The following is a 21,478-nucleotide window of genomic DNA, read 5'->3' as shown; positions in this document are numbered from 1 at the left end:
CCATATGTAACAGCTATTTGAATAGCCCAACATAAATAATACAATTACAGTTTATCTATGTCAACTATTACCTATAGGTCTTCTTCTTCGTCTTCATCAAGATCGTCATCATCGGCAATCTCGTCAATTTCATCAGTGAAATCGTCATCAAGGTCTGCATCATCTGTGTCTAAATCATCATCGTCATCAAAATCATCATCGTCTTCATCATCTAAATCTTCATCATCAAGAAGTAGATCGTCATCGTCTTCATCTAGATCTTCATCATCATCACCAAGAAGTAGATCTTCAACTTTTTTCTTTTTCTTTTTACGACGCTTACGTGGTGTGTTTTCGACAGAAAGTGTTAACTCTTCATCTTGCTGTTGGTCAACTGGGTACCATTCTTTTAGACCCCACATGTTATCACCGATGTTCATGTATCGACCTTCAATGTTTAAGTCCGTGTAAAATTGTGAAATGCGATTTTCGATTTCCTGTTCACTCATACCTTTAGCATCAGCAATTTTTGTAACTAAGTCATCAAATGAGATTGCTTCTTTATTTTCAGTTAAAATTAAGAAGGCAACTTCAATCATCGACATTTCTTCTATTTCTTCTTTTGAATACTTTGAAATTAAAGTCATACTGGCACTCCTCTCATCACTTGCAAATCATACCATTCATTATAAACAAAATTATAAGGAATATGCTACTTTAAGTTGTAATTTTTTCCGAAATATTACCTTATGAGATAGCATTAATCACTATTTAATAAGTATAAAATACGAATGTTTATATTCTCACATAGAAAAAGGGGGAGTTTTCCTCCCGCCTTAATTATAGGATAGCTTACGAAGTGCTCCAGAATTTACGCCGTTAACCGATTGCTTTAGCTTTTCTTTTTTGATCCAGCTTCAGCTCCCAACGCCTACAATTCTTCACACTTCTTATTTACGATAAGTCAACATCAACTCGAACTTCTCGTTGTGTTTCCTTTATCTTAGTTCAAAGTTACATAAGGTTATACGTCGCTGAACGTTCGCCTCCGCTTTTCTTTTTTACATGTTACGACGGTATTGCCCTCCGACTTCGTATAACGCTTGGGTAATTTGCCCTAAACTTGCTACTTTGACAGTTTCCATTAGTTCTGCAAAGATGTTACCACCTGATACCGCAACTTGCTTCAAACTATTTAATGCATGTTCTGCATCGTCTTTATGCGTTTCTTGGAATGCACGCAAGTTTGTAATTTGGTGTTCTTTTTCTTCTTTTGATGCACGTGCTAGTTCCATGTTAAATTCTTCTTCATCAACTGCATTTGGATTTAAATACGTATTCACACCGATGATTGGCAATTCCCCAGTATGCTTTTTCATTTCGTAATACATTGACTCTTCTTGAATTTTTCCACGTTGATATTGCGTTTCCATCGCGCCCAATACTCCGCCACGGTCATTTAAACGTTCAAATTCTGTCAGAACCGCTTGTTCTACTAAATCAGTAAGTTCTTCGATAATGTAAGAACCTTGCATTGCATTTTCATTTTTCGCTAAGCCAAATTCCTTTGTAATAATCATTTGGATAGCCATTGCTCGGCGAACTGAGTTTTCCGTAGGCGTCGTTACCGCTTCATCATAAGCGTTTGTGTGTAGCGAGTTACAGTTATCATAAATAGCTAACAATGCTTGAAGTGTCGTACGAATGTCGTTAAAGTCCATTTCTTGGGCATGCAATGAGCGACCTGACGTTTGGATATGATACTTCAACTTTTGACTACGCTCGTTAGCACCATATTTTTCACGCATAACTACTGCCCAAATTCTTCTTGCAACACGGCCAATTACCGAATACTCAGGGTCTAATCCATTTGAGAAGAAGAATGACAAGTTAGGTGCAAAATCATCAATATTCATGCCACGGCTTAAATAGTATTCAACATACGTAAATCCGTTCGCAAGCGTTAACGCTAATTGTGTAATTGGATTCGCTCCAGCTTCAGCAATGTGATAACCAGAAATGGAAACGGAGTAATAGTTTCTCACCTTACTATCAATAAAGTATTGCTGAATGTCCCCCATCATACGCAGGGCAAATTCTGTTGAGAAAATACATGTGTTTTGTCCTTGATCTTCTTTTAAAATATCTGCTTGCACAGTTCCACGAACTGTTTGCAATGTCATTTCTTTAATTTGCATTGCTTCTTCGTCGCTTGGCTTACGCCCATTTTCTGTCTCAAACTTTTCAATTTGCTGTTCGATTGCAGTGTTCATAAACATTGCTAAGATGATTGGTGCCGGACCGTTAATTGTCATAGACACAGACGTTGACGGTGCACATAAGTCAAAGCCATTATATAACTTCTTCATATCATCTAATGTACAGATACTTACGCCACTTTCCCCAACTTTTCCGTAGATGTCAGGGCGGTAATCTGGATCTTGCCCGTAAAGTGTTACTGAGTCAAATGCTGTACTTAAACGCTTCGCATCATCATCTTTTGATAAGTAATGGAAACGACGATTTGTTCTTTCTGGCGTTCCTTCTCCTGCGAACTGGCGCTTCGGATCTTCACCTTTACGTTTAAACGGAAAGACTCCTGCTGTATAAGGGAATGAACCTGGAACGTTTTCTTTCATAATCCACGTAAGTAAGTCGCCCCAATCGTTAAACTTAGGAAGCGCTACTTTTGGAATATCTAAGCCCGATAAACTTCTCGTCTTCAGTTCTGTAACGATTTCTTTGTCGCGAATTTTTGTAACAAACTGATCGGCTTCATATTTCTCTTTCAGCTTTGGCCAATTTTCAAGGTGAGCAGATACTTCTTTTGAAAGCTGTTCTGTTGACGCTTGTTTTGCATTTTCCAATTCCGAAAGTGTTTCTTCTTTTGCTCCAACTTCTTTTAAAGTGTTAATTGACCCAGCAAGTTGGTATACTTTTCGCGCACTTTCTGCTTGCTCCTTGACGTAACTATGGTAGCTTTTAACTGTTTTTGCAACATCCAGCATATATTGCGTACGATCCGTCGGGATAATGACATTTTGTTTTTCAACGTTGGCTTTCGTTTCATACGAACATTCCCAATTTAAGCCACACTTTTTATTAATTGTCTCAATAATTGCTGCAAAAAGATTATTAGTACCAGGATCGTTAAATTGGCTAGCGATCGTTGCGTACACTGGCATATTTGCCGTATCTTCATCAAAACGCATATGACTGCGTTGATATTGCTTTTTCACGTCGCGAAGTGCATCTTCCGATCCTTTGCGTTCGTATTTATTAATAACAATTAAGTCCGCAAAATCGATCATATCGATTTTTTCTAATTGTGAAGGTGCACCGAACTCACTCGTCATGACATACATTGCAATGTCTGCGATATTCGTAATCTCAGCATCACCTTGACCAATTCCACTTGTTTCAATCACGATTAAATCAAAGTCAGCTGCTTTTGTAACTGCCACTGCATCTTTGATTGCGAGCGATAGCTCTGTTTTCGACTGACGAGTTGCAAGACTGCGCATATAAATGCGACCAGAATGAATAGCATTCATACGAATACGGTCACCTAGTAATGCCCCACCCGTTTTTTGCTTTGTTGGATCAATAGAAATGATCGCCATCTTTTTATCTTTATATTGATTTAAGAAACGACGGACAAGCTCATCTGTTAAGGAACTTTTCCCCGCTCCACCTGTTCCTGTAATTCCGACAACAGGTACTTCTTTTTGTAATCCTTGTAGTTGGGAAATAGCCGCTTCTGCTGTTGCCGCAACTTCTGAAGAATCACTTTGTTTTGCTTCCACGAAAGATATTAACCGAGCAATTGCACCGTGGTCTCCTTCTTGCAAACGCTCAATTTCATTATCAAGCTGTTTCGCTGTCGGAAAGTCACACTCTTCGACCATTTTATTGATCATTCCTTGAAGTCCATGTTTACGACCATCTTCAGGCGAGAATATACGAGCAATCCCATATTCATGAAGCTCTTTTATTTCTGGTGGGACGATAACTCCACCACCGCCTCCATAAATGCGAATGTGTCCAGCACCTTTTTCCTTTAGTAGGTCGTACATGTATTTGAAATATTCCATATGTCCGCCTTGGTAAGAGGAAATCGCAATTCCTTGCACATCCTCTTGAATTGCAGCAGTCACAACTTCGTCAACAGAACGGTTATGCCCTAAATGAATTACTTCAGCACCTGTTGCTTGGATAATACGACGCATAATGTTAATAGAAGCATCATGGCCATCGAATAAACTTGAAGCAGTAACAAAGCGAACATGATTTTTCGGTTTATAAACTTCTGTAGTATTACTCATTTGTCTCGCTCCTTTCATTTATTGTTCAGGTAAAATTCCTTTAAAAATTAAGCGGTTTTGTTTCTCAATAAACTCTTCCAACGTATATAAATGTTTTAATCCCCAACGTCTAAATGACCACATTTGCCCTTGAACGACGATTTGATGACTAATTAGTTGGATTTCTTTTTCATCTAGATCTAGTTGTTTCTCTTGCACTAATTGACTTAGCATTTCAATAAAAATTTCAACCATTTCTTCTTCTTTTTTTAATACGTATGGCAATGCTTCTTTAGAAAGTGATTTCGATTCTTGGTACATGACCATAACTTCATCTTGCATTTCATCCATTACGTGAAAGTATGCTACAAGTGCATCTTCAAGGCTTTCAAGCGTTACTTTGTCTCGGTCTATCGCTTTTTCCAGCTTTTCATGTACCTCATCGTAAATGGCATCACAAACGAGATATAAAATATCTTCTTTTTTGCGGATATATTCATAGAGAGTACCGATACTAAAACCGGCTTCTTTTGCAATTTCTCTCGTCGTCGTACGGTGAAATCCTTTTTCTTTAAAAAGCTTTACCGCACCTTTAATCATTTGATCGCGGCGTTTTTTAACGAGCTTTTCATCCTTCACTAATGAAGGTACTTCACGCTTATTCATTGCTATCACTCTTTCCTTGATTTAGCCACTTAGCCATAATTGCTTCTGCTACTGAATAGGGGTCTACTTCACCATTAGTTAATTCATGAATCCAAGTTTCTTCATGCTCTTTTTCATGGATGAGTAGGTCTTTCATCAGCTCTGCATGAACAACTTCATATACTTCCGTTTGTAAGTGCTGCTTGCGGCGTTTCTCTCCTTCGCCGCTCTCAAGTAAATAGCGTTGATGTTCTTTGGCTGCATTCCATAACCCATCAATATTTTTATTCTCTGTCGAAATCGTTTGCACGACAGGGGTTTTCCAGTCGCTATCGTGATTAATGATTTCTAGTAAACTTTCAAGCTGGCCTAATAGTTTAGGTACGCCTGGTAAGTCAGCTTTATTTATGCAATACAGATCGGCTATTTCCATAATTCCGGCCTTGAAAATTTGCACAATGTCACCACTGCCAGGATTTAAGACAACAGCTGTTGTGTCAGCAATTTTCATAATATCCAGTTCAGATTGACCGACACCGACAGTTTCAATGAGAATGACATCAAATCCGTAAGCGTCCATTAATCGAACTGTTTCCTTCGTCGTGCGGGCAAGACCACCAAGACTTCCTCTCGTTCCCATACTACGAATGAAGACACCTCTATCGGTAAAATGCTCTGCCATTCGTACCCGGTCGCCGAGCAATGCTCCGCCACTAAAAGGACTAGTCGGGTCAACAGCCACAATACCTACCGTTAAGTTAAGGGCGCGAAGATGACTAATTAAGCGATTTACGAGCGAACTTTTTCCAGCTCCAGGCGAACCAGTTAAGCCAAGATAATAAGCTTTACCTGTATGTTGGTGGATGTCCTTTAAGATCGTAAGTTTATCTTTGTCATCGTTTTCTATTAGTGATATCGCTCGAGCTAGCGCTCGCTCATCTCCGTTAATCAATCGCTTCGCAAGAGGATGCATAAGTGTTGCCTCCTTATTTCGTAACCATTCTAGAAATTACTAATCGTTGAATTTCTTGAGTTCCTTCGTAAATTTGAGTAATCTTCGCATCACGCATATAACGTTCTACTGGATAATCTTTCGTGTAACCATATCCACCAAATACTTGAACCGCATCTGTTGTAACTTCCATTGCAATATCTCCAGCGAAAAGTTTCGACATTGCCGATTGTTTTCCGTAAGGTTTCCCTTCACTTTCAAGCCAAGCTGCTTGATAAGTTAATAGACGAGCCGCTTCAACTTTTGTTGCCATGTCAGCAATTTTAAAACCGATTCCTTGTTGTGCTGCAATAGGCTTTCCGAATTGCTTACGCTCTTTTGCATAATCAACCGCTGCATCTAATGCACCTTGAGCAATCCCTACCGCTTGTGCAGCAATTCCGTTACGACCACCATCAAGTGTCATCATAGCAACTTTAAATCCTTCGCCTACTTCACCAAGAACGTTTTCTTTCGGCACACGACAATTTTCAAAGATAATTTCTAATGTTGGAGATGAACGAATTCCAAGTTTTCGTTCCTTTTTACCAAATGAAAATCCTGGCGTTCCTTTTTCAACGATAAATGCCGTTGTCCCTTTAGCACCTTTTTCTGGATCAGTAACAGCGAATACTACATAAATTTCTGCTTCCCCGCCGTTTGTAATGAAGATTTTCGAGCCATTAATAACATATTCATCGCCATCAAGTTTTGCTGTCGTTTTCATACCACCAGCATCAGACCCTGACTGTGGCTCAGTTAATCCGTAAGCACCCATTTTCTTTCCTTCAGCCATTGGGCGTAAAAACTTTTGTTTTTGCTCTTCCGTACCAAATGTGTAGATTGGCCAACCAGCAAGTGAAGTGTGGGCAGAAAGCGTTACTCCAGTTGAAGCACAAACGCGAGATAACTCTTCGACTGCGATACAGTAGGCAACATAGTCCATTCCAGCTCCGCCGTACTCTTCTGGCCACGGAATACCTGTTAAACCTAACTCTGCCATTTGGTCAAAAATTTCTCGGTCAAAGCGTTCTTCTTCGTCACGCTCTTCAGCTGTAGGTGCAACTTCGTTTTCTGCAAAGTCACGAATCATTTTACGTAGCATTTCTTGTTCTTCTGTTAATTGAAAGTTCATCGTATTCTCTCCCTTTGTCTAAGTTCTCTAGTAGACTATTATTTCATCTATATTACCTATATATTGGTGTCGCTTCAGGCACTCGCTTTCCGCGAGCAACGCTTCAGCCTCCTCACTTCCACAGGAAGTGGTTGCTTCGACGTTTTCAAAGAAGTTGGGAAAATGTATTACATTGATAAACAATACGTGCACAGTCAAAATACTACGCTTTCCACGGGCACTACCTCAGCCTCCTAAGAAAGCAAAAATACGCTTTCTTGCGGGGTCTTCGGATACGTGCTGTCCCGTAGGAGTCTCCATATTTTGACTGTACTAATCATTGCTTAATTTTGTCCCAGCTTCTACGAGTTGATATTCTTTATCCATGTTACAGGATCTTCAGCTGTTGCTTTTCCCGCAGGAGTCTCGCACCTTCGCTATTACTATTTGTAAAATTTGCGCAAAATCCGCGACACTCCTGCGGAATAACGAGCCAGACGAGACCCCACAGCGAGGAACGAGTGAGGAGGCTCGTGGTTCGTCCGCGGAAAGGGAGCGGATTTTAGCAAATTAATTCTAATATTATTTAAAGATGTTTTTGCTTAATACGAGACGCTGAATTTCGCTCGTACCTTCATAGATTTCAGTGATTTTCGCATCACGGAAGTAACGTTCGACTGGATAGTCTTTCGTGTAACCGTAGCCGCCGAACACTTGAATCGCTTCTGTCGTTACTTTTGTCGCAATTGTTGATGCGAAAAGCTTTGCCATTGATGCTTCCTGCGCACAATCAATTCCGCGAGATTTTAAATCTGCAGCACGGTAGATTAATAGTTTGGCAGCTTCTACTTCCGTTGCCATATCAGCTAGCTTAAATGCCACTCCTTGCTGGCGTGCTATCGGTTTTCCAAACTGCTCTCGCTCTTTTGCATAAGCAATAGCCGCTTCTAGCGCAGCTTCGGCAATTCCTAACGCTTGCGCACCGATCCCGATACGACCAGCATTTAAGTTTGCCATTGCAATTTTAAATCCTTTGTTTTCTTCACCTAAAAGATTTTCGACTGGAACTTCCGCATTATCAAAAATCAGTTCTACTGTATTAGAACCATTCAGTCCCATTTTTCGTTCTTTCTTCCCAATCGTCATCCCTGGTGTATCTTTTTCTACGATAAATGCAGATACGCCTTTGCTTCCTTTTTCTTCAGGATTAGTACGAGCAAATACGATGTAAGTATCCGCTTCACCACCGTTAGTAATAAAGATTTTCGAGCCGTTTAAGATGTATTTATCATCCTTTTTCACTGCACGAGTGACTAAGCTTCCTGCATCTGAACCCGCACTTGGTTCTGTTAATGCGAACGCACCTAAGTATTCTCCACTAGCCAGCTTCGGAATGTACTTTTGTTTTTGCTCTTCTGTTCCAAAGAAAAGAATTGGGTTTGTACCAACAGAAGTATGAACAGATAAAATTACACCAATTGTTGCACTTACTTTTGATAGCTCATGAATGGCAATGATATAAGAGGTGAAATCCATTTCCACTCCGCCATATTGTTCTGGTATTGGAATACCCATTAGGCCAAGCTCTGCCATTTTATTAATTACTTCGCGAGGAAACTCATCAGTTTCATCCATTTTTTCAACAATCGGAGCAATTTCTGCTTGTGCAAAATCTCGGACCATTTTTCGCATCATTTCTTGTTCTTCCGTAAATGTAAGTTGCACGTTTTTTTCCTCCTAGCTGTTAGTTATAGTTATAAAAACCGCGGCCTGATTTTTTCCCTAACCAACCAGCTTTTACATATTTTCTAAGCAATGGACATGGACGATATTTATCATCACCGAATCCTTCCTGTAATGTTTCCATAATGTAGAGGCAAGTGTCTAAACCGATAAAATCAGCTAAAGTTAATGGTCCCATTGGGTGGTTCATCCCTAACTTCATTACTTCATCAATTGCTTCTGGTGTTGCAACACCTTCATATACTGTATAAATTGCTTCATTAATCATCGGCATTAAAATACGGTTCGATACAAAGCCTGGAAAATCATTTACTTCCACAGGTACTTTGTTTAATTTTTTCGTAATATCTTCAATCGTTTCATATACTTCATCAGCAGTTGCTAGACCGCGAATAATTTCGACTAGCTTCATGACAGGCACAGGATTCATAAAATGCATGCCAATTTCCTTTTCCGGTCGATTAGTTGCAGCTGCAATTTCCGTAATCGGTAGTGAAGATGTGTTTGTCGCTAAAATTGTATGTGCAGGTGCGATTTCATCTAACTGAGCGAAAATTTTCGTCTTAATGTCCATATTTTCAACTGCAGCTTCAATTACTAAATCTACTTCTTTTGCAGATTCTAACGTTGTCGTGTTCGTAATACGTCCGAGTGTTGCTAACTTATCTTCTTCAGTCATCCGACCTTTTTCAACTTGACGAGATAAGTTTTTCGTAATGACTGCTAATCCGCGCGCTAATGCATCATCATTTAAATCATTTAAAAAAACGTTATATCCAGCCATCGCACATACTTGAGCAATTCCGCCACCCATTTGTCCTGCACCGATAACCATAATGTTAGTTACACTCATCTTTCACCCTCCAAAATATATTTATCTAGTAACCTCTGCTATACACTCGCTTTCCACGGGCACGGCCCCATCCTCCTGAGAAAACATATCAATGTTTTCTGCGGGGTCTTCGGACTCGTGCTGTTCCCGTTGGAGTCTCGTGATTGCAGCAAGAATTGAATAGTGTACTTTCTGAAAAATTCTTAAGTAGATTTTTTTACACTTCTACCATAATCGCATCACCTTGACCGCCACCGCTACAAATTGCAGCAACACCGATTCCACCACCACGACGCTTCAGTTCATGAATTAATGTAATAATAATACGGGCACCACTTGCACCGATTGGATGACCTAATGCAACTGCACCACCGTTAACATTAACTTTTGCTTCATCAAGTTCTGCAAGCTTTCCACTAGCTAGTGCTACCGCTGCAAATGCTTCGTTTACTTCAAATAAATCGATATCATTTAATGATTTTCCTGTTTTCTTTAGAAGCTCATTAATAACTAATCCAGGTGTTTTCGGGAAATCTTCCGCTTCAATCGCAATTGCCGTATGCGCTAGAATTGTTGCCATTGGCTTGTGACCTTCTTTTGCTGCACGCTCTTCAGACATTAATACTAAAGCAGCTGCCCCATCATTTATTCCAGGTGCATTACCAGCAGTTATCGTTCCATCAGCTGAAAATACTGGGCGTAGTTTCGCTAATTTTTCAACTGTTGTATCCCCACGTGGTGCCTCATCTTTATCAACAACAATTGGCTCACCGCGACGTTGTGGCACTTCGACAGATACGATCTCGTCTGCAAATAAACCTTTTTCCATTGCCGCAGTAGCTTTTTGGTGACTGTTGTATGACCATTTATCTTGTTCCTCACGAGAGATTTCTAATTCACTAGCAGTTTTACTTCCGTAAATCCCCATATGCACGTCATTGAAGGCACACGTTAAGCCATCATGAACCATCATATCTACTGCACCTTTATCTCCCATACGCATGCCCCAGCGAGCATCAGGTAAGAAATATGGCGCATTACTCATTGATTCCATACCACCTGCAACTATAACTTCTTCTTCACCTGAGCGAATTAACACATCTCCTAGCGTTACTGCACGCATGCCAGAGGCACACACTTTATTAATTGTTTCTGTCTTAACATTCCAAGGTAATCCTGCATTGCGAGACGCTTGGCGTGAAGGTAATTGTCCTTGCCCACCTTGTAAGACTGTGCCCATGATAACTTCACCTACATCTTCACCGCTTACTCCAGCACGATTAACCGCTTCTTTAATTGCAATTCCACCTAGTTCTGCTGCTTTAAACGAACTTAATGCTCCTCCAAATTTTCCGAAAGGTGTACGTACTCCACTTAAAATAACTGTTTTACTCATAATAAAAAATCCCCCTATTAGTTGATAAAAACGTTTTCTTTGACTGAACGCTCAGTCACGGTTGATACAGAAAGGAGTTGTGCACATAGTTGTACACAACATCCCTTTATTAATGAACAACTTCTTCTGTTTTATCTCCGATGACGGACTTCTCTAAAATTTCGACGATATCTAAAGTTTGTACTTTATCTTCTACTTCTTTTGCTTTTGTACCATCACTGATCATTGTTAAGCAATATGGACAACCTGAACCAATCATTGTTGGTGCAACTTCTAATGCTTGTTCTGTTCGAGCAACATTAATACGAGTTCCAACTGTTTCTTCCGTCCACATTAAGCCACCACCAGCACCACAGCACATTCCTTTTTCACGGTTACGCTCCATCTCGACAACGTTAACTCCTGGAATAGCTTTTAAAATGTCACGAGGCGGTTCATATACTTCGTTATAGCGTCCTAAGTAACATGAATCATGGTACGTAATTGTTTCATTAACTTCCTCTGTTGGTTTAATACGGCCTTCTTTTATCCACTGCGCTAAAAGTTCGGTATGATGATAAACTTCCGCATTTAGACCAAATTCAGGGTACTCATTTTTAAATGTGTTGTACGCGTGTGGATCAATCGTAATAATTTTCTTAACATCGTACTTTTCAAAAGTAGAGATGTTTTTCGTTGCGATTTCTTGGAATAAAAATTCATTTCCAAGGCGGCGTGCTGTATCACCTGAGTTTTTCTCGTTATTTCCTAAAATCGCAAACTTAATTCCAGCATGGTTCATAATACGAGCTAAACTTGCAGCAATCTTTTGACTACGATTATCGTAAGATCCCATTGAACTTACCCAAAACAGGTATTCAAAATCTTCATCTGCTTTTTTCAGTTCTTTTGTTGTCGGAATTACAGCATCTTCGAATTGGTCTCTCCAGTTTTCACGCTCTTTTTTACTAATCCCCCAAGGGTTACCTTGACGTTCAATGTTTACCATAGCGCGTTGTGCATCTGTATCCATTTTCCCTTCATTTAGAACAAGGAAACGACGCATATCAATAATTTTATCAACGTGCTCATTCATTACTGGACATTGATCTTCACAGTTACGACAAGTCGTACAAGCCCAAATTTCCTCTTCTGTAATTACTTCTCCAATTAAGCTAACATCATAAGCAAGGCTTGCTGCAGATTCTTCATTCCCTTTACCTTGTGCTTGCAATGCTAATTGGTTACCAGTAGTGTTTGAAAAAGCAAATGTCGGTACCCAAGGCTGACGAGAAGTAATCGCCGCACCTTTTTCCGTTAAATGATCACGCAGACGGACAATTAAGTCCATTGGTGAAAGCATTTTTCCTGTACCTGTCGCCGGACAAACATTCGTACAACGACCACACTCAACACAAGCATATAAGTCAACAAGTTGTTTATGATTAAAGTCTTCAATTTTGCCAACACCATAAGACTCTTGCGTTTCATCTTCAAAGTCAATCGTTGAAAGCTTACCAACCTTGTCTGTACGTCCTAAGTAAACATTTAAAGGAGCTGCAATTAAATGGGCATGTTTCGATTGCGGAACGTAAACCATAAATGTTAATAAAATTAATAAATGTATCCACCAGAACACAAAGAATAAGGTAACGACAGCAGCCTTTGGTAAACCTGCAAATAGTACCGCAAATCCTGATGCAATTGGTTCTGACCAAGACCAAGCAACTTCTTGGCCGTTCCATAAAATATCCATTGCATTTCCAAGTAGTACAGTTAACATCAATCCACCGATGAATAGAAGGACAAGTCCAGCTTTAAAACCCCTCTTTAAGCGAACTAACTTCTCAACATAACGACGGTAAAATGCTGCAAATACTGCAACTAAAATTAAGAACGTTATAATTTCTTGGAAAAATGTAAAACCGTGGTACATCGGACCTAGTGGCAAATGACTTCCAGGTGCTAAACCTTTCCAAACGAAGTCGATCGCTCCGAATTGCACGAGTATAAATCCATAAAAGAAAATAACGTGAATAATTCCACTCTTTTTATCTTTCAAAAGTTTCTTTTGACCGAAGACATTAATAAGTACTGCTTTAATACGCTCTTTCATTGTGTTGTTAAACTCAACTTTTTTTCCGAGCTTAATGTACTCATAACGAGTCTTAATTACATACCCGAATAAGAAGAACGCGTAAGCGGTTACAAAAATGAATGCAAGCCAGTTAATAAGTTGTAAAGCTTCCATGTTTTTTGCCCCTTTCTCTTATTGCTAGAACATAGTTTGTATTTTGTTTCTCAATTCAGAAACGGTTTAATTTTCTGACTTTATTATAACACGGTGAGCGAGTGCTCAGTCAACTCTTGTTTTTCCACTTTCACCTGTTGAACAACGATAAGTTGGACATACTAAAAAACAGCGCACTTCACTTTGGAGGGAGGGTATTTCCTTGATAAACATAAGTATTTTAGCTATCGTTCTGTTCATTTTTCTCATTTGGTTGGATTTTGCTCTTGGAAAACGAACACATCAAAGGACAACTATAAAAAAAAGCTTCCCTCAAAGACAAAGTGATTGTGAACTTTTTAATACGGGGGAACGGTTATTTTCTGCCCTATTTAATGATATTAAAGAAGCCTCTCATCATATTCATATTCTTTTTTATATCGTTCGCGAAGACGATATAAGCAAACGCTTATTTCACCTTTTGAAAGAAAAGGCAAACCAAGGAGTAACTGTCCGATTATTAGTGGATAGAATCGGAAGCATGAATATTTCAAAAGCAACAAGGAAAGATCTGAAAGATCATGGCATTCACTTTAGCTTCGCAAAAACACCGACATTCCCTTATTTTTTATATAAATTAAACCGAAGAAATCATCGCAAAATATGTGTCATCGATGGCAAAATTGGCTTTTTAGGTGGCTTCAATGTTGGAAATGAATATTTAGGGCTTGATCCAAAACTTGGACATTGGCGCGATTTTCATTTAAAAATTACTGGAGAAGGCGTATGTGATTTACAGCAACAATTTCTTGAAGATTGGCACGACGCTACAAAAGTAAAGGTGAACGCTCCCTCATACTACCCAAAATTAGTGAGTGGGAAAATTCCAATTAAGCTACAACCAACAGATGGCGCGCATGTCGAAGAAATCTTTTTAGAGTTATTTGATAAGGCGAAATACTCGATAACGATTGGAACACCGTATTTTATTCCTGGAAAAAGAGTGCAACAAGCATTAATAAGCAAGGCGAAGGAAGGAGTTAAAGTAACCTTGCTTCTTCCCCAAAAATCTGACCACTTATTTGTGAAACAAGCAGCAATGCCTTATATAAAAGGACTTTTACATGCAGGTTGTTCTATCTATCAATTTACAGAAGGTTTTTATCACGCAAAGGTAGTCATTATTGATGATGAACTATGTGATATTGGGACAGCAAATTTCGATAGGCGCAGTTTTTACTTAAATCAGGAAATGAATTGTTTTATTTATGACAAAGTCTTTGTCGGCAAAGTACAACAAGCATTTTCCAATGATATTCAATTATCAGCGAAAGTAACGATGGAAACTGTCAACAATCGCTCTTTAAAAGAAAGAATTGAAGAGAAGTTTGGTACACTTTTTGCTAGGTTTTTATGACAGATAAGAAATGGAGGGAACAGGATGCGTATTCGCTTCGGTTATGTATCTCAGGCTTTATCGTTATGGGATTCGTCTGCTTCTAAAACAATGACCTTTACTAGTTGGGAAAAGCTAGATGAAACAGAACGGAAAGAAAAACTTTTGCGAATTACGAAAATTAATTTTGAAAACACAAAACGAATGGTACATTTCAACATTGCCCACGGTATCCCATTGTATCGGATGTCTTCTTCTGTAGTGCCATTAGCAACACACCCTGAGGCTGGTTGGGACTTTGTCAAACCATACAAAAAACTACTCAAAGAGATTGGTACCCTTGTAAAGAAACATGGCATACGGACGAGTTTACACCCGAATCAATTTACACTTTTTACGAGTGATCGCAAGAAAGTAACGGAAAATGCGATTAAAGATATGCAATATCATTACGACATCTTTAAAGCTATGGGATTAGAAGATGAAGCTGTCATTAACATTCATGTTGGCGGTGCTTATGGCGATAAAGAAAAAGCACTAAAACGTTTTGATCAAAATTTCCCGCTTATTCCTGAAGAAATCCGAAAGGTTACAACACTTGAAAATGATGATAAAACGTACACAACGGAGGAAACGTTGCGCGTCTGCCAACAACATAATGTCAAAATGGTCTTTGATTATCATCACCATTTAGCAAATCTATGCGAGACACCTTTAGAGCAATTGTTACCTGAAATATATGAGACATGGTCAGATTCGCCTTTAGTGCCGAAATTGCATATGTCATCACCAAAGTCCGAAAAGATGTATCGTGCACATTCAGATTATATTGATATAGATTACTTTGATCCCTTATTAAAGTTGTTAAAAGAAATTGGAGAAGATGTTGATATAATGATTGAAGCAAAGGCAAAGGATAAAGCCGTATTAAAATTGATGGATGAGCTGGAGAAAAAGCGCGGGATAAAGCGTGTTGCTGGCGGCGTAATTGAGTTATAAAAAAAGGTCTGAAACGCATTTGCGCTTCAGACCTTTTCTATTTTACGCACCGAAGAAGTGCATGAATATTTTATATCCACCGTAAACTCCAACAATACCGATTACACCTGATAGTACGGGTGGCGCTGGAATTGGTAATTTAAATAAAGCAAAAACAAAACCTACAATTCCACCTGTGATTAAAGATAATAATATCTCTCTCATGTTGTCACCTCATTTCTCATGCTGTTGCACTTTTTAATTACATACGTTCTGGAGCAGACACACCGATAAGCTTTAATGTATTTTGCAGTGTAATTTGTACACTTTTTACTAACGCTAAACGAGCTTGGCTCTTCTCTTTATTACTTTCATCTAATACTTTTTCCGCATTGTAGAAACTGTGAAGCGTTGCAGCTAACTCGAACGCATAGTTTGTAATGCGATGTGGCATTAACTTTTCTGCAGCTTCTGAAACAGCCTGAGGAAGCTCCCCAACTTTTTTCAATAATTCCATTTCCTTTTCAGAAGAAATTAACGAAAGGTCTATTTCGCCGTCATAAGATAAGCCCAACTCTTCTCCTTGACGAAGTATACTACAAATACGGGCGTGTGCATACTGCACATAGTAAACTGGATTTTCATTCGACTTTGATACGGCTAAGTCCATATCAAAATCAAGATGTGAATCAGAACTTCTCATTGCAAAGAAATAACGCATTGCATCGACGCCAACTTCTTCCATTAATTCACGAAGTGTAACAGCTTTCCCTGTACGTTTACTCATCTTCACTTTTTCGCCATTTTGGAACAAATTAACCATTTGGATAATTTGAACGTGAAGCTGTTTTTTATCATAGCCTAACGCTTGGATTGCTGCTTTCATACGTGGAATGTAGCCGTGATGGTCCGCTCCCCAAATGTTAATTAACTGTTCAAACCCTCGTTTTAGTTTATCATGGTGGTAAGCAATATCAGGCGTTAAATACGTATATGAACCGTCTGATTTAACGAGTACGCGATCTTTATCATCGCCATATGCCGTTGAACGGAACCAAAGTGCTCCATCTTGTTCATATGTTTCCCCTTTTTCTTGCAATGTTTCTAAAACTTCCTTCACTTTCCCAGTTTCATATAAAGATGTTTCAGAATACCAAACGTCGAAATGAACGCCAAAGTCACCTAAATCTTTTTTCAATTTATCTAACTCACGCTTTAAACCGTAAGCACGGAAAAACTCATAACGTTCTTCATCATCAGCATGAACAAATTTATCGCCGTGATTTTTTGCTAAGTCTTCACCAAAACCAATAATGTCTTGTCCGTGATAGCCGTCTTCTGGCATTTCTTTTTCTAAGCCTAATGATTGAAAATAACGAGCTTCAATTGAAGTAGCTAAATTATGAATTTGATTTCCAGCATCATTAATGTAGTATTCACGAGAGATGTCATAGCCTGCTTTCGCAAGAATATTACACATCGTGTCACCTACAGCCGCTCCACGAGCATGGCCTAAATGCAAACTACCAGTCGGATTCGCTGATACAAACTCATTTTGTACCTTTTTTCCGTTACCTGTGTTTGTTTTTCCGTATTCTTCTCCAGCTGATAACACCGCTGGAATAAGCTCTAGTAAATAGCTGTTATTCATGTGAAAATTAATGAACCCTGGTCCTGCAATTTCAATCTTTTCAATGGAACCACGTTCTTTATTTACATTAGCTACGATTTCATCGGCAATTGCACGTGGCGCTTTTTTTGCAATACGAGCTAACTGCATCGCCATGTTTGTTGCATAATCACCGTGTGCTTTATCTTTCGGTGTTTCTAAGATTACTTCTGGAATTTGCGCTTCTTCTGCTAATCCAGCAGCTAAGACAGCTTGTTTAATTTCTTCCTTTAAAAGAGCCTGCACTTTCTCTACCGTATTCATCTTTAAACCTCCTCAATTAGAAACGTTAATTTATGTCTTCCTACTTGTTCACCTTGCAACGTTAACATATATGATAAAGTCAATTTCCCTGATGCTTTTCGATCATTCCATTCGTATTTAAGCATGTCAGTTTTCGTTTCCATCTCCATTGGTCCGTGGACACTTCGATATGTAGAAGCCGTTACTTCATGCCTGCGAAAAAGTTGCTTCATCGTAACCGCACCTTTTCTAATTACTGTTACACTTTCACCTGACACTTTAACAGTAGTATCAACAGTCGCTTCTTCTGCTAACTTTTCTTCATAACGAAAATATGTAGTATCACCCTTTAAATAACGCATTCCTTTTGAGTTTTGCGTCATTGTCTCTTTTTGTGGACCATTACGCATTTCAGTTACTACTTTTACATTTACAGGTTGCCCAGTTGAAGCTTGTTTCATTTCATGCACGTCCTTAACTATATTAACTTCAATATTATAAAGACAAATTGGCAAAACTGCAAATAAAGAAAAGCTGAAGCAATCGTTTAACGGCGTAAAAGGTGGAACACTCTGATTGAGATAAAGGATACACGAATAGCAATGCTATTCGATGTAGACTTATCGAAATCAAGAGTGTGAAGCTTTCTAGACGTTGATTGCTGAAGCTGGATCAAATAAAGAAAAGCTGAGACGACTGGTTAGCGACGTATGAACTGGAATACTTTGAGTGAGATAAAAGAAAAAACTGAAAAGCAAAAGCCCCTCAGTTTTAAAAAACATTTACCAGTTTATAATGAAAACCGCAAATTATTACTCTTAATGTTTCGAACTACTTAACTCAAACATCTCACTTTGGATAACCACATTCTCGTTTTTGCTAGCTTTCTTTTTCTTTTTCACTTTTGTTAGTAGATAGCTCCTGTCAGTCATCACTCGTTTAAATCCTTCAATCATAAAGTTCATTGCTAATATGGATACGGCAAAAAATATTATTGGCGCAAGGAAAATCCATTTCGCGTTTGTTTGGAAAGACATATGAGAATTACCAAGCATTCCAGACCATTCATAGGTCATTGTTTTCGGTGGATCTCCCATGCAATTGTAACAAATATCAGTGCCTCCTAAAAACAGCGCAAACAAACCTAAATGAGCTAAAACAAGTAGCACTTGAACGACTTGCTGTCCATAAATGATTGCTACTCTGGCAAACAAATGGGGACGAACATGTTTCCATAAAATATGAAACTTTGAACCACCTAACGTTTTTGCTCCTAAAATAAATTCACGCTTTAAAATTTCATTTATTTCATTTCCGATTAGTACAGAAGTAACCGGTACTGCAAGTAATGTTAAAATGAGCGCTTGTAAAATTAACCGTTCAGCAAACGTGTACGTGAATCCCATCGGTGTCTCCCAAAGGATAGGGAAAAGAATAAAGATACTGATTAATGTTAACGGGATATAGTGAAACGCATCGACAAAACCGTCAATGTAGCGTTTATACTTCATAAAGAAAGTACCGTAAAGTATTCCGACACAGAGTGAAAAGAACACTCGCAAAAAACCTACTAAAAATGCAAATATCAATGTATATTTCGCTCCAGATAAAAGCATCATGAATAAATCATATCCATCTCGATCTGTACCTAACCATAAATCTTTTGAAGGTGGTAGAGGCGCTGCATCGAGTAAGTCATTATTTTCATCTAATAACCACATTACTTGTTTAATTTCACTATTAAAGACATGTTGATGAACGAAGCTGCCAACGAGCATTCCACTAATAATAAGAAAACCGAAAAGGAAGTAAGGATTTTTTAACAACCTAAATAAAATCATAAGTTAGTTGCCTCCCTTTTCGTCAACTTTTGAATTAGGAATTCTCCACTCGTATATACAATAAATAACGGAATGAAAATCATAAATAAGCCGACGGTAAAAATTTCTGAAGTAATGTAGTCTAGTAAAAATGCAGTAATTCCATAAAGGTTAAAAAAGTATTCTAAAATAACTAAGTTAGATAGCATGAACCACAGTATTGCTTTTGAATGGTAAAACATGCTGATACCTGCATTGCGAAGAACATGTACTAACAGAATCCAACTTTTCTTCATCCCTTTGCCTTTTGCTAACTCGACATAATGTTCTTCTAATTCTTCTTCAAATATTAATAGCAAGACTTTATAAAACTGGACAGCAGGTAATACAGCTAAACATATTATTGGCAATACATAAATATTCTCTCGATAAACCGCTATACTAAACAGGCGTACACCCGTCTTCTGGAAGATGTAAATAATAATTGCTTGTACACCAACTATGACTAAGATGTCGGGTAATGATTCAAGAACAAATGTGACGAATTTAAAACCAGAAATAATTTTTCTGTGCAAAAGCATTGTTATATATGTTAATACGATGGCTGAGACAATACCAATAAGCAGTGCACCTAGTAATATTTCAGCAGAATAGAGATATGGTTCAAATATTTTAGGGAAGATTGGACGAACGGTCCCATTAGCGTTATATGTTATTTCCGAGACATTCATTAATTTTCCAAATAAATCTTTTATCCCTTCAAAATAGCCTGAGAAATTGAATAATGGACCCGTTGCTGTTTCACCTTCCTCATCAAAAACCCGCTCTACTTCAAATAGTTTCGGTATTGCTCCAATAAAAATGATCCCGATGCATGCCACAATAAATTGCAATAAAACTCTTGTCGGTTTATTCATACATTCACCCCTGCTCCACTCTAATTATCTATTAAAGACCAATCAATCTCTTTACTTTTCTTTTCTTTCGAACCTTTTAAAACAATTTTTTCATTTGTATTTAATAGTTGATTTCCTGAACCGTAATTGACATTCCAGCTTGGGAGAGTTTTCATTTCAATTGTTAAACTATATGATTCCCACACATCGACTACCCCATCAAACACTGCTGCAGACGGTAAGTTTTCATAAATAATCGACCCTCTTTTTAAGAATTGCTCTGCCACTTCCGTAATTTGTTTTGAGCTTAATTCATTTGATACTGTGATGATTAAGTTAATATGGTGGTCAACTTTGTGGTACTCCGCTTTATAAATAATATTTTCACGGACTAGTAATTCTTCTATTCTTTTAATGAGCGCAATGCTCGCTACAGGTTCTTGAAAGCCTTGTAGCTCGATTTTTTCTTCATTTTTCTTAGTAGTTGATTTTTTTTCGATATAAACTAAGCTAAATACCGATACAAACAAGATACATACTGCGGCTATCGAAAGTGCTTGATGTAGACGGTATCTAAACGAACTATTTTTTCGTTCATTCTTCATGTTTATTTTTTGTAGGATATCTTGTTTCTGTTTATCATTGAATCTTTTTCTTTGGTAAACTGCTTCATCCATTACTTTATCTAGATCTTTAAGCATTTTATCCATTGCTGTCACGCTCCTCTGCAACCATTTCCTTCTTTAACATTTCTCTTGCTCGGTGCAGTCTCGTTTTAATTGTTGATTCTTTTTCCTGGAGCATTTGACTCATTTCAGCAATGGATAGTTCCTCTTGGTAGTAAAAAATAATACATTCTCTATATTTAATTGGTAGATTCATAATGTGCGTTGCTAATTGTTCATATTCATTCTTAGTAATCAACTTTAATTCTGGTGAAGTATTTGTCGTAGGTATCCACTTTTCTAAAATCGTACCGAAGATGAGGCGTTTGTACGCACTACTTTTCAAATAGTCTTTGCACCGGTTAATTGTTAATTTAAACAACCAGTTTTTCAATGAGCATTCGCCGCGAAACTGATGTTGTTTTTCATAAAAACTAATAAAGGTATCTTGGACGATATCTTCTGCTTTACCCCAATCCTTTACATATGTGTAAGCAAGTCTCGTTAGTTTTTCTCCATATTCATCAAGGAGCACAGTAAAGCGCTGTTCTTCGTACGCGCGTTCTAAATAAAGGGAATCCCTATTTTTCACTATTTT

At 38.3% G+C, this 21,478-nt stretch carries 18 protein-coding genes; 2 read left to right on the top strand and 16 right to left on the bottom strand.

What is annotated here, in order from left to right; all coding sequences use genetic code 11:
- Positions 1–71: 71 nt before the first annotated feature.
- The 9 genes from rpoE to CIB95_RS11040 all read right to left on the bottom strand — a co-directional run bounded on the left by rpoE (position 72) and on the right by CIB95_RS11040 (position 13,234).
- Entirely contained in the window at positions 72–626 is a 555-nt protein-coding gene (rpoE, locus tag CIB95_RS11080; protein ID WP_094925135.1) for a DNA-directed RNA polymerase subunit delta, read from the bottom strand.
- A 414-nt stretch (positions 627–1,040) separates the two neighbouring features.
- Positions 1,041–4,304, bottom strand: coding sequence for a fused isobutyryl-CoA mutase/GTPase IcmF (gene icmF / locus CIB95_RS11075; RefSeq protein WP_094925133.1), 3,264 nt, complete (start codon positions 4,302–4,304; stop codon positions 1,041–1,043).
- Positions 4,305–4,322: 18 nt separating this feature from the next.
- Entirely contained in the window at positions 4,323–4,949 is a 627-nt protein-coding gene (locus tag CIB95_RS11070; protein ID WP_094925131.1) for a TetR/AcrR family transcriptional regulator, read from the bottom strand.
- A complete protein-coding gene (gene meaB / locus CIB95_RS11065; RefSeq protein ID WP_094925129.1) occupies positions 4,942–5,901 on the bottom strand; it encodes a methylmalonyl Co-A mutase-associated GTPase MeaB in 960 nt (319 codons plus the stop codon). The genes CIB95_RS11070 and meaB overlap by 8 nt, the downstream gene beginning before the upstream one ends.
- Positions 5,902–5,914: 13 nt before the next feature.
- Positions 5,915–7,054: an acyl-CoA dehydrogenase gene (locus tag CIB95_RS11060; protein WP_094925127.1), complete on the bottom strand. Its 1,140-nt coding sequence runs from the start codon at positions 7,052–7,054 to the stop codon at positions 5,915–5,917.
- 561 nt (positions 7,055–7,615) lie between these two features.
- A complete protein-coding gene (locus CIB95_RS11055; protein WP_094925125.1) occupies positions 7,616–8,758 on the bottom strand; it encodes an acyl-CoA dehydrogenase in 1,143 nt (380 codons plus the stop codon).
- 19 nt (positions 8,759–8,777) lie between these two features.
- On the bottom strand, positions 8,778–9,629 hold the full coding sequence (locus CIB95_RS11050; protein ID WP_094925123.1) for a 3-hydroxybutyryl-CoA dehydrogenase: 852 nt from the start codon (positions 9,627–9,629) through the stop codon (positions 8,778–8,780).
- A gap of 196 nt (positions 9,630–9,825) precedes the next feature.
- Entirely contained in the window at positions 9,826–11,004 is a 1,179-nt protein-coding gene (locus CIB95_RS11045; protein ID WP_094925122.1) for an acetyl-CoA C-acetyltransferase, read from the bottom strand.
- 109 nt (positions 11,005–11,113) lie between these two features.
- Complete coding sequence (locus tag CIB95_RS11040; protein WP_094925120.1) at positions 11,114–13,234, bottom strand: heterodisulfide reductase-related iron-sulfur binding cluster; 2,121 nt, start codon at positions 13,232–13,234, stop codon at positions 11,114–11,116.
- A gap of 202 nt (positions 13,235–13,436) precedes the next feature.
- On the opposite strand from CIB95_RS11040, the gene cls reads away from it, so the two are divergent.
- Both cls and uvsE read left to right on the top strand, forming a co-directional pair.
- Positions 13,437–14,630, top strand: a complete 1,194-nt coding sequence (cls, locus tag CIB95_RS11035; protein ID WP_233144120.1) for a cardiolipin synthase — start codon at positions 13,437–13,439, stop codon at positions 14,628–14,630.
- A gap of 24 nt (positions 14,631–14,654) precedes the next feature.
- Positions 14,655–15,608, top strand: coding sequence for a UV DNA damage repair endonuclease UvsE (gene uvsE / locus CIB95_RS11030; protein WP_094925119.1), 954 nt, complete (start codon positions 14,655–14,657; stop codon positions 15,606–15,608).
- Positions 15,609–15,650: 42 nt separating this feature from the next.
- Here the strand turns inward: uvsE and CIB95_RS11025 are convergent, their stop codons facing one another.
- The 7 genes from CIB95_RS11025 to CIB95_RS10995 all read right to left on the bottom strand — a co-directional run bounded on the left by CIB95_RS11025 (position 15,651) and on the right by CIB95_RS10995 (position 21,472).
- A complete protein-coding gene (locus tag CIB95_RS11025; RefSeq protein ID WP_094925117.1) occupies positions 15,651–15,812 on the bottom strand; it encodes a XapX domain-containing protein in 162 nt (53 codons plus the stop codon).
- Positions 15,813–15,849: 37 nt separating this feature from the next.
- Complete coding sequence (gene argS / locus CIB95_RS11020) at positions 15,850–17,520, bottom strand: arginine--tRNA ligase (protein WP_094925116.1); 1,671 nt, start codon at positions 17,518–17,520, stop codon at positions 15,850–15,852.
- A gap of 2 nt (positions 17,521–17,522) precedes the next feature.
- On the bottom strand, positions 17,523–17,960 hold the full coding sequence (locus CIB95_RS11015; RefSeq protein ID WP_094925114.1) for a DUF1934 domain-containing protein: 438 nt from the start codon (positions 17,958–17,960) through the stop codon (positions 17,523–17,525).
- Between the two features lie 357 nt (positions 17,961–18,317).
- Positions 18,318–19,340, bottom strand: a complete 1,023-nt coding sequence (locus CIB95_RS11010; protein ID WP_094925113.1) for an ABC transporter permease — start codon at positions 19,338–19,340, stop codon at positions 18,318–18,320.
- Positions 19,337–20,236: an ABC transporter permease subunit gene (locus tag CIB95_RS11005; RefSeq protein WP_094925111.1), complete on the bottom strand. Its 900-nt coding sequence runs from the start codon at positions 20,234–20,236 to the stop codon at positions 19,337–19,339. Before CIB95_RS11005 ends, CIB95_RS11010 begins: the two co-directional genes overlap by 4 nt.
- Positions 20,237–20,256: 20 nt before the next feature.
- A complete protein-coding gene (locus CIB95_RS11000) occupies positions 20,257–20,925 on the bottom strand; it encodes a hypothetical protein (protein WP_094925109.1) in 669 nt (222 codons plus the stop codon).
- A complete protein-coding gene (locus tag CIB95_RS10995) occupies positions 20,918–21,472 on the bottom strand; it encodes a sigma-70 family RNA polymerase sigma factor (protein ID WP_158217610.1) in 555 nt (184 codons plus the stop codon). Before CIB95_RS10995 ends, CIB95_RS11000 begins: the two co-directional genes overlap by 8 nt.
- Positions 21,473–21,478 lie beyond the last annotated feature (6 nt).

It is taken from the genome of Lottiidibacillus patelloidae (assembly GCF_002262935.1).
GTDB lineage: Bacteria > Bacillota > Bacilli > Bacillales > SA5d-4 > Lottiidibacillus > Lottiidibacillus patelloidae.
Note: the sequence above shows the minus strand (reverse complement) of the source record. Positions and strands in the feature narration are given on the sequence as shown.

Bases quoted from the DNA above. Each gene is read 5' to 3' on its own strand.
- rpoE (WP_094925135.1), bottom strand. From the start codon at position 626: ATGACTTTAATTTCAAAGTATTCAAAAGAAGAAATAGAAGAAATGTCG.
- CIB95_RS11040 (WP_094925120.1), bottom strand. From the start codon at position 13,234: ATGGAAGCTTTACAACTTATTAACTGGCTTGCATTCATTTTTGTAACC.
- uvsE (WP_094925119.1), top strand. From the start codon at position 14,655: ATGCGTATTCGCTTCGGTTATGTATCTCAGGCTTTATCGTTATGGGAT.
- CIB95_RS11050 (WP_094925123.1), bottom strand. From the start codon at position 9,629: ATGAGTGTAACTAACATTATGGTTATCGGTGCAGGACAAATGGGTGGC.
- CIB95_RS11015 (WP_094925114.1), bottom strand. From the start codon at position 17,960: ATGAAACAAGCTTCAACTGGGCAACCTGTAAATGTAAAAGTAGTAACT.
- CIB95_RS11010 (WP_094925113.1), bottom strand. From the start codon at position 19,340: ATGATTTTATTTAGGTTGTTAAAAAATCCTTACTTCCTTTTCGGTTTT.
- CIB95_RS11045 (WP_094925122.1), bottom strand. From the start codon at position 11,004: ATGAGTAAAACAGTTATTTTAAGTGGAGTACGTACACCTTTCGGAAAA.
- meaB (WP_094925129.1), bottom strand. From the start codon at position 5,901: ATGCATCCTCTTGCGAAGCGATTGATTAACGGAGATGAGCGAGCGCTA.
- argS (WP_094925116.1), bottom strand. From the start codon at position 17,520: ATGAATACGGTAGAGAAAGTGCAGGCTCTTTTAAAGGAAGAAATTAAA.
- CIB95_RS11060 (WP_094925127.1), bottom strand. From the start codon at position 7,054: ATGAACTTTCAATTAACAGAAGAACAAGAAATGCTACGTAAAATGATT.
- CIB95_RS11025 (WP_094925117.1), bottom strand. From the start codon at position 15,812: ATGAGAGAGATATTATTATCTTTAATCACAGGTGGAATTGTAGGTTTT.
- CIB95_RS11000 (WP_094925109.1), bottom strand. From the start codon at position 20,925: ATGGATAAAATGCTTAAAGATCTAGATAAAGTAATGGATGAAGCAGTT.
- CIB95_RS11070 (WP_094925131.1), bottom strand. From the start codon at position 4,949: ATGAATAAGCGTGAAGTACCTTCATTAGTGAAGGATGAAAAGCTCGTT.
- CIB95_RS11005 (WP_094925111.1), bottom strand. From the start codon at position 20,236: ATGAATAAACCGACAAGAGTTTTATTGCAATTTATTGTGGCATGCATC.
- icmF (WP_094925133.1), bottom strand. From the start codon at position 4,304: ATGAGTAATACTACAGAAGTTTATAAACCGAAAAATCATGTTCGCTTT.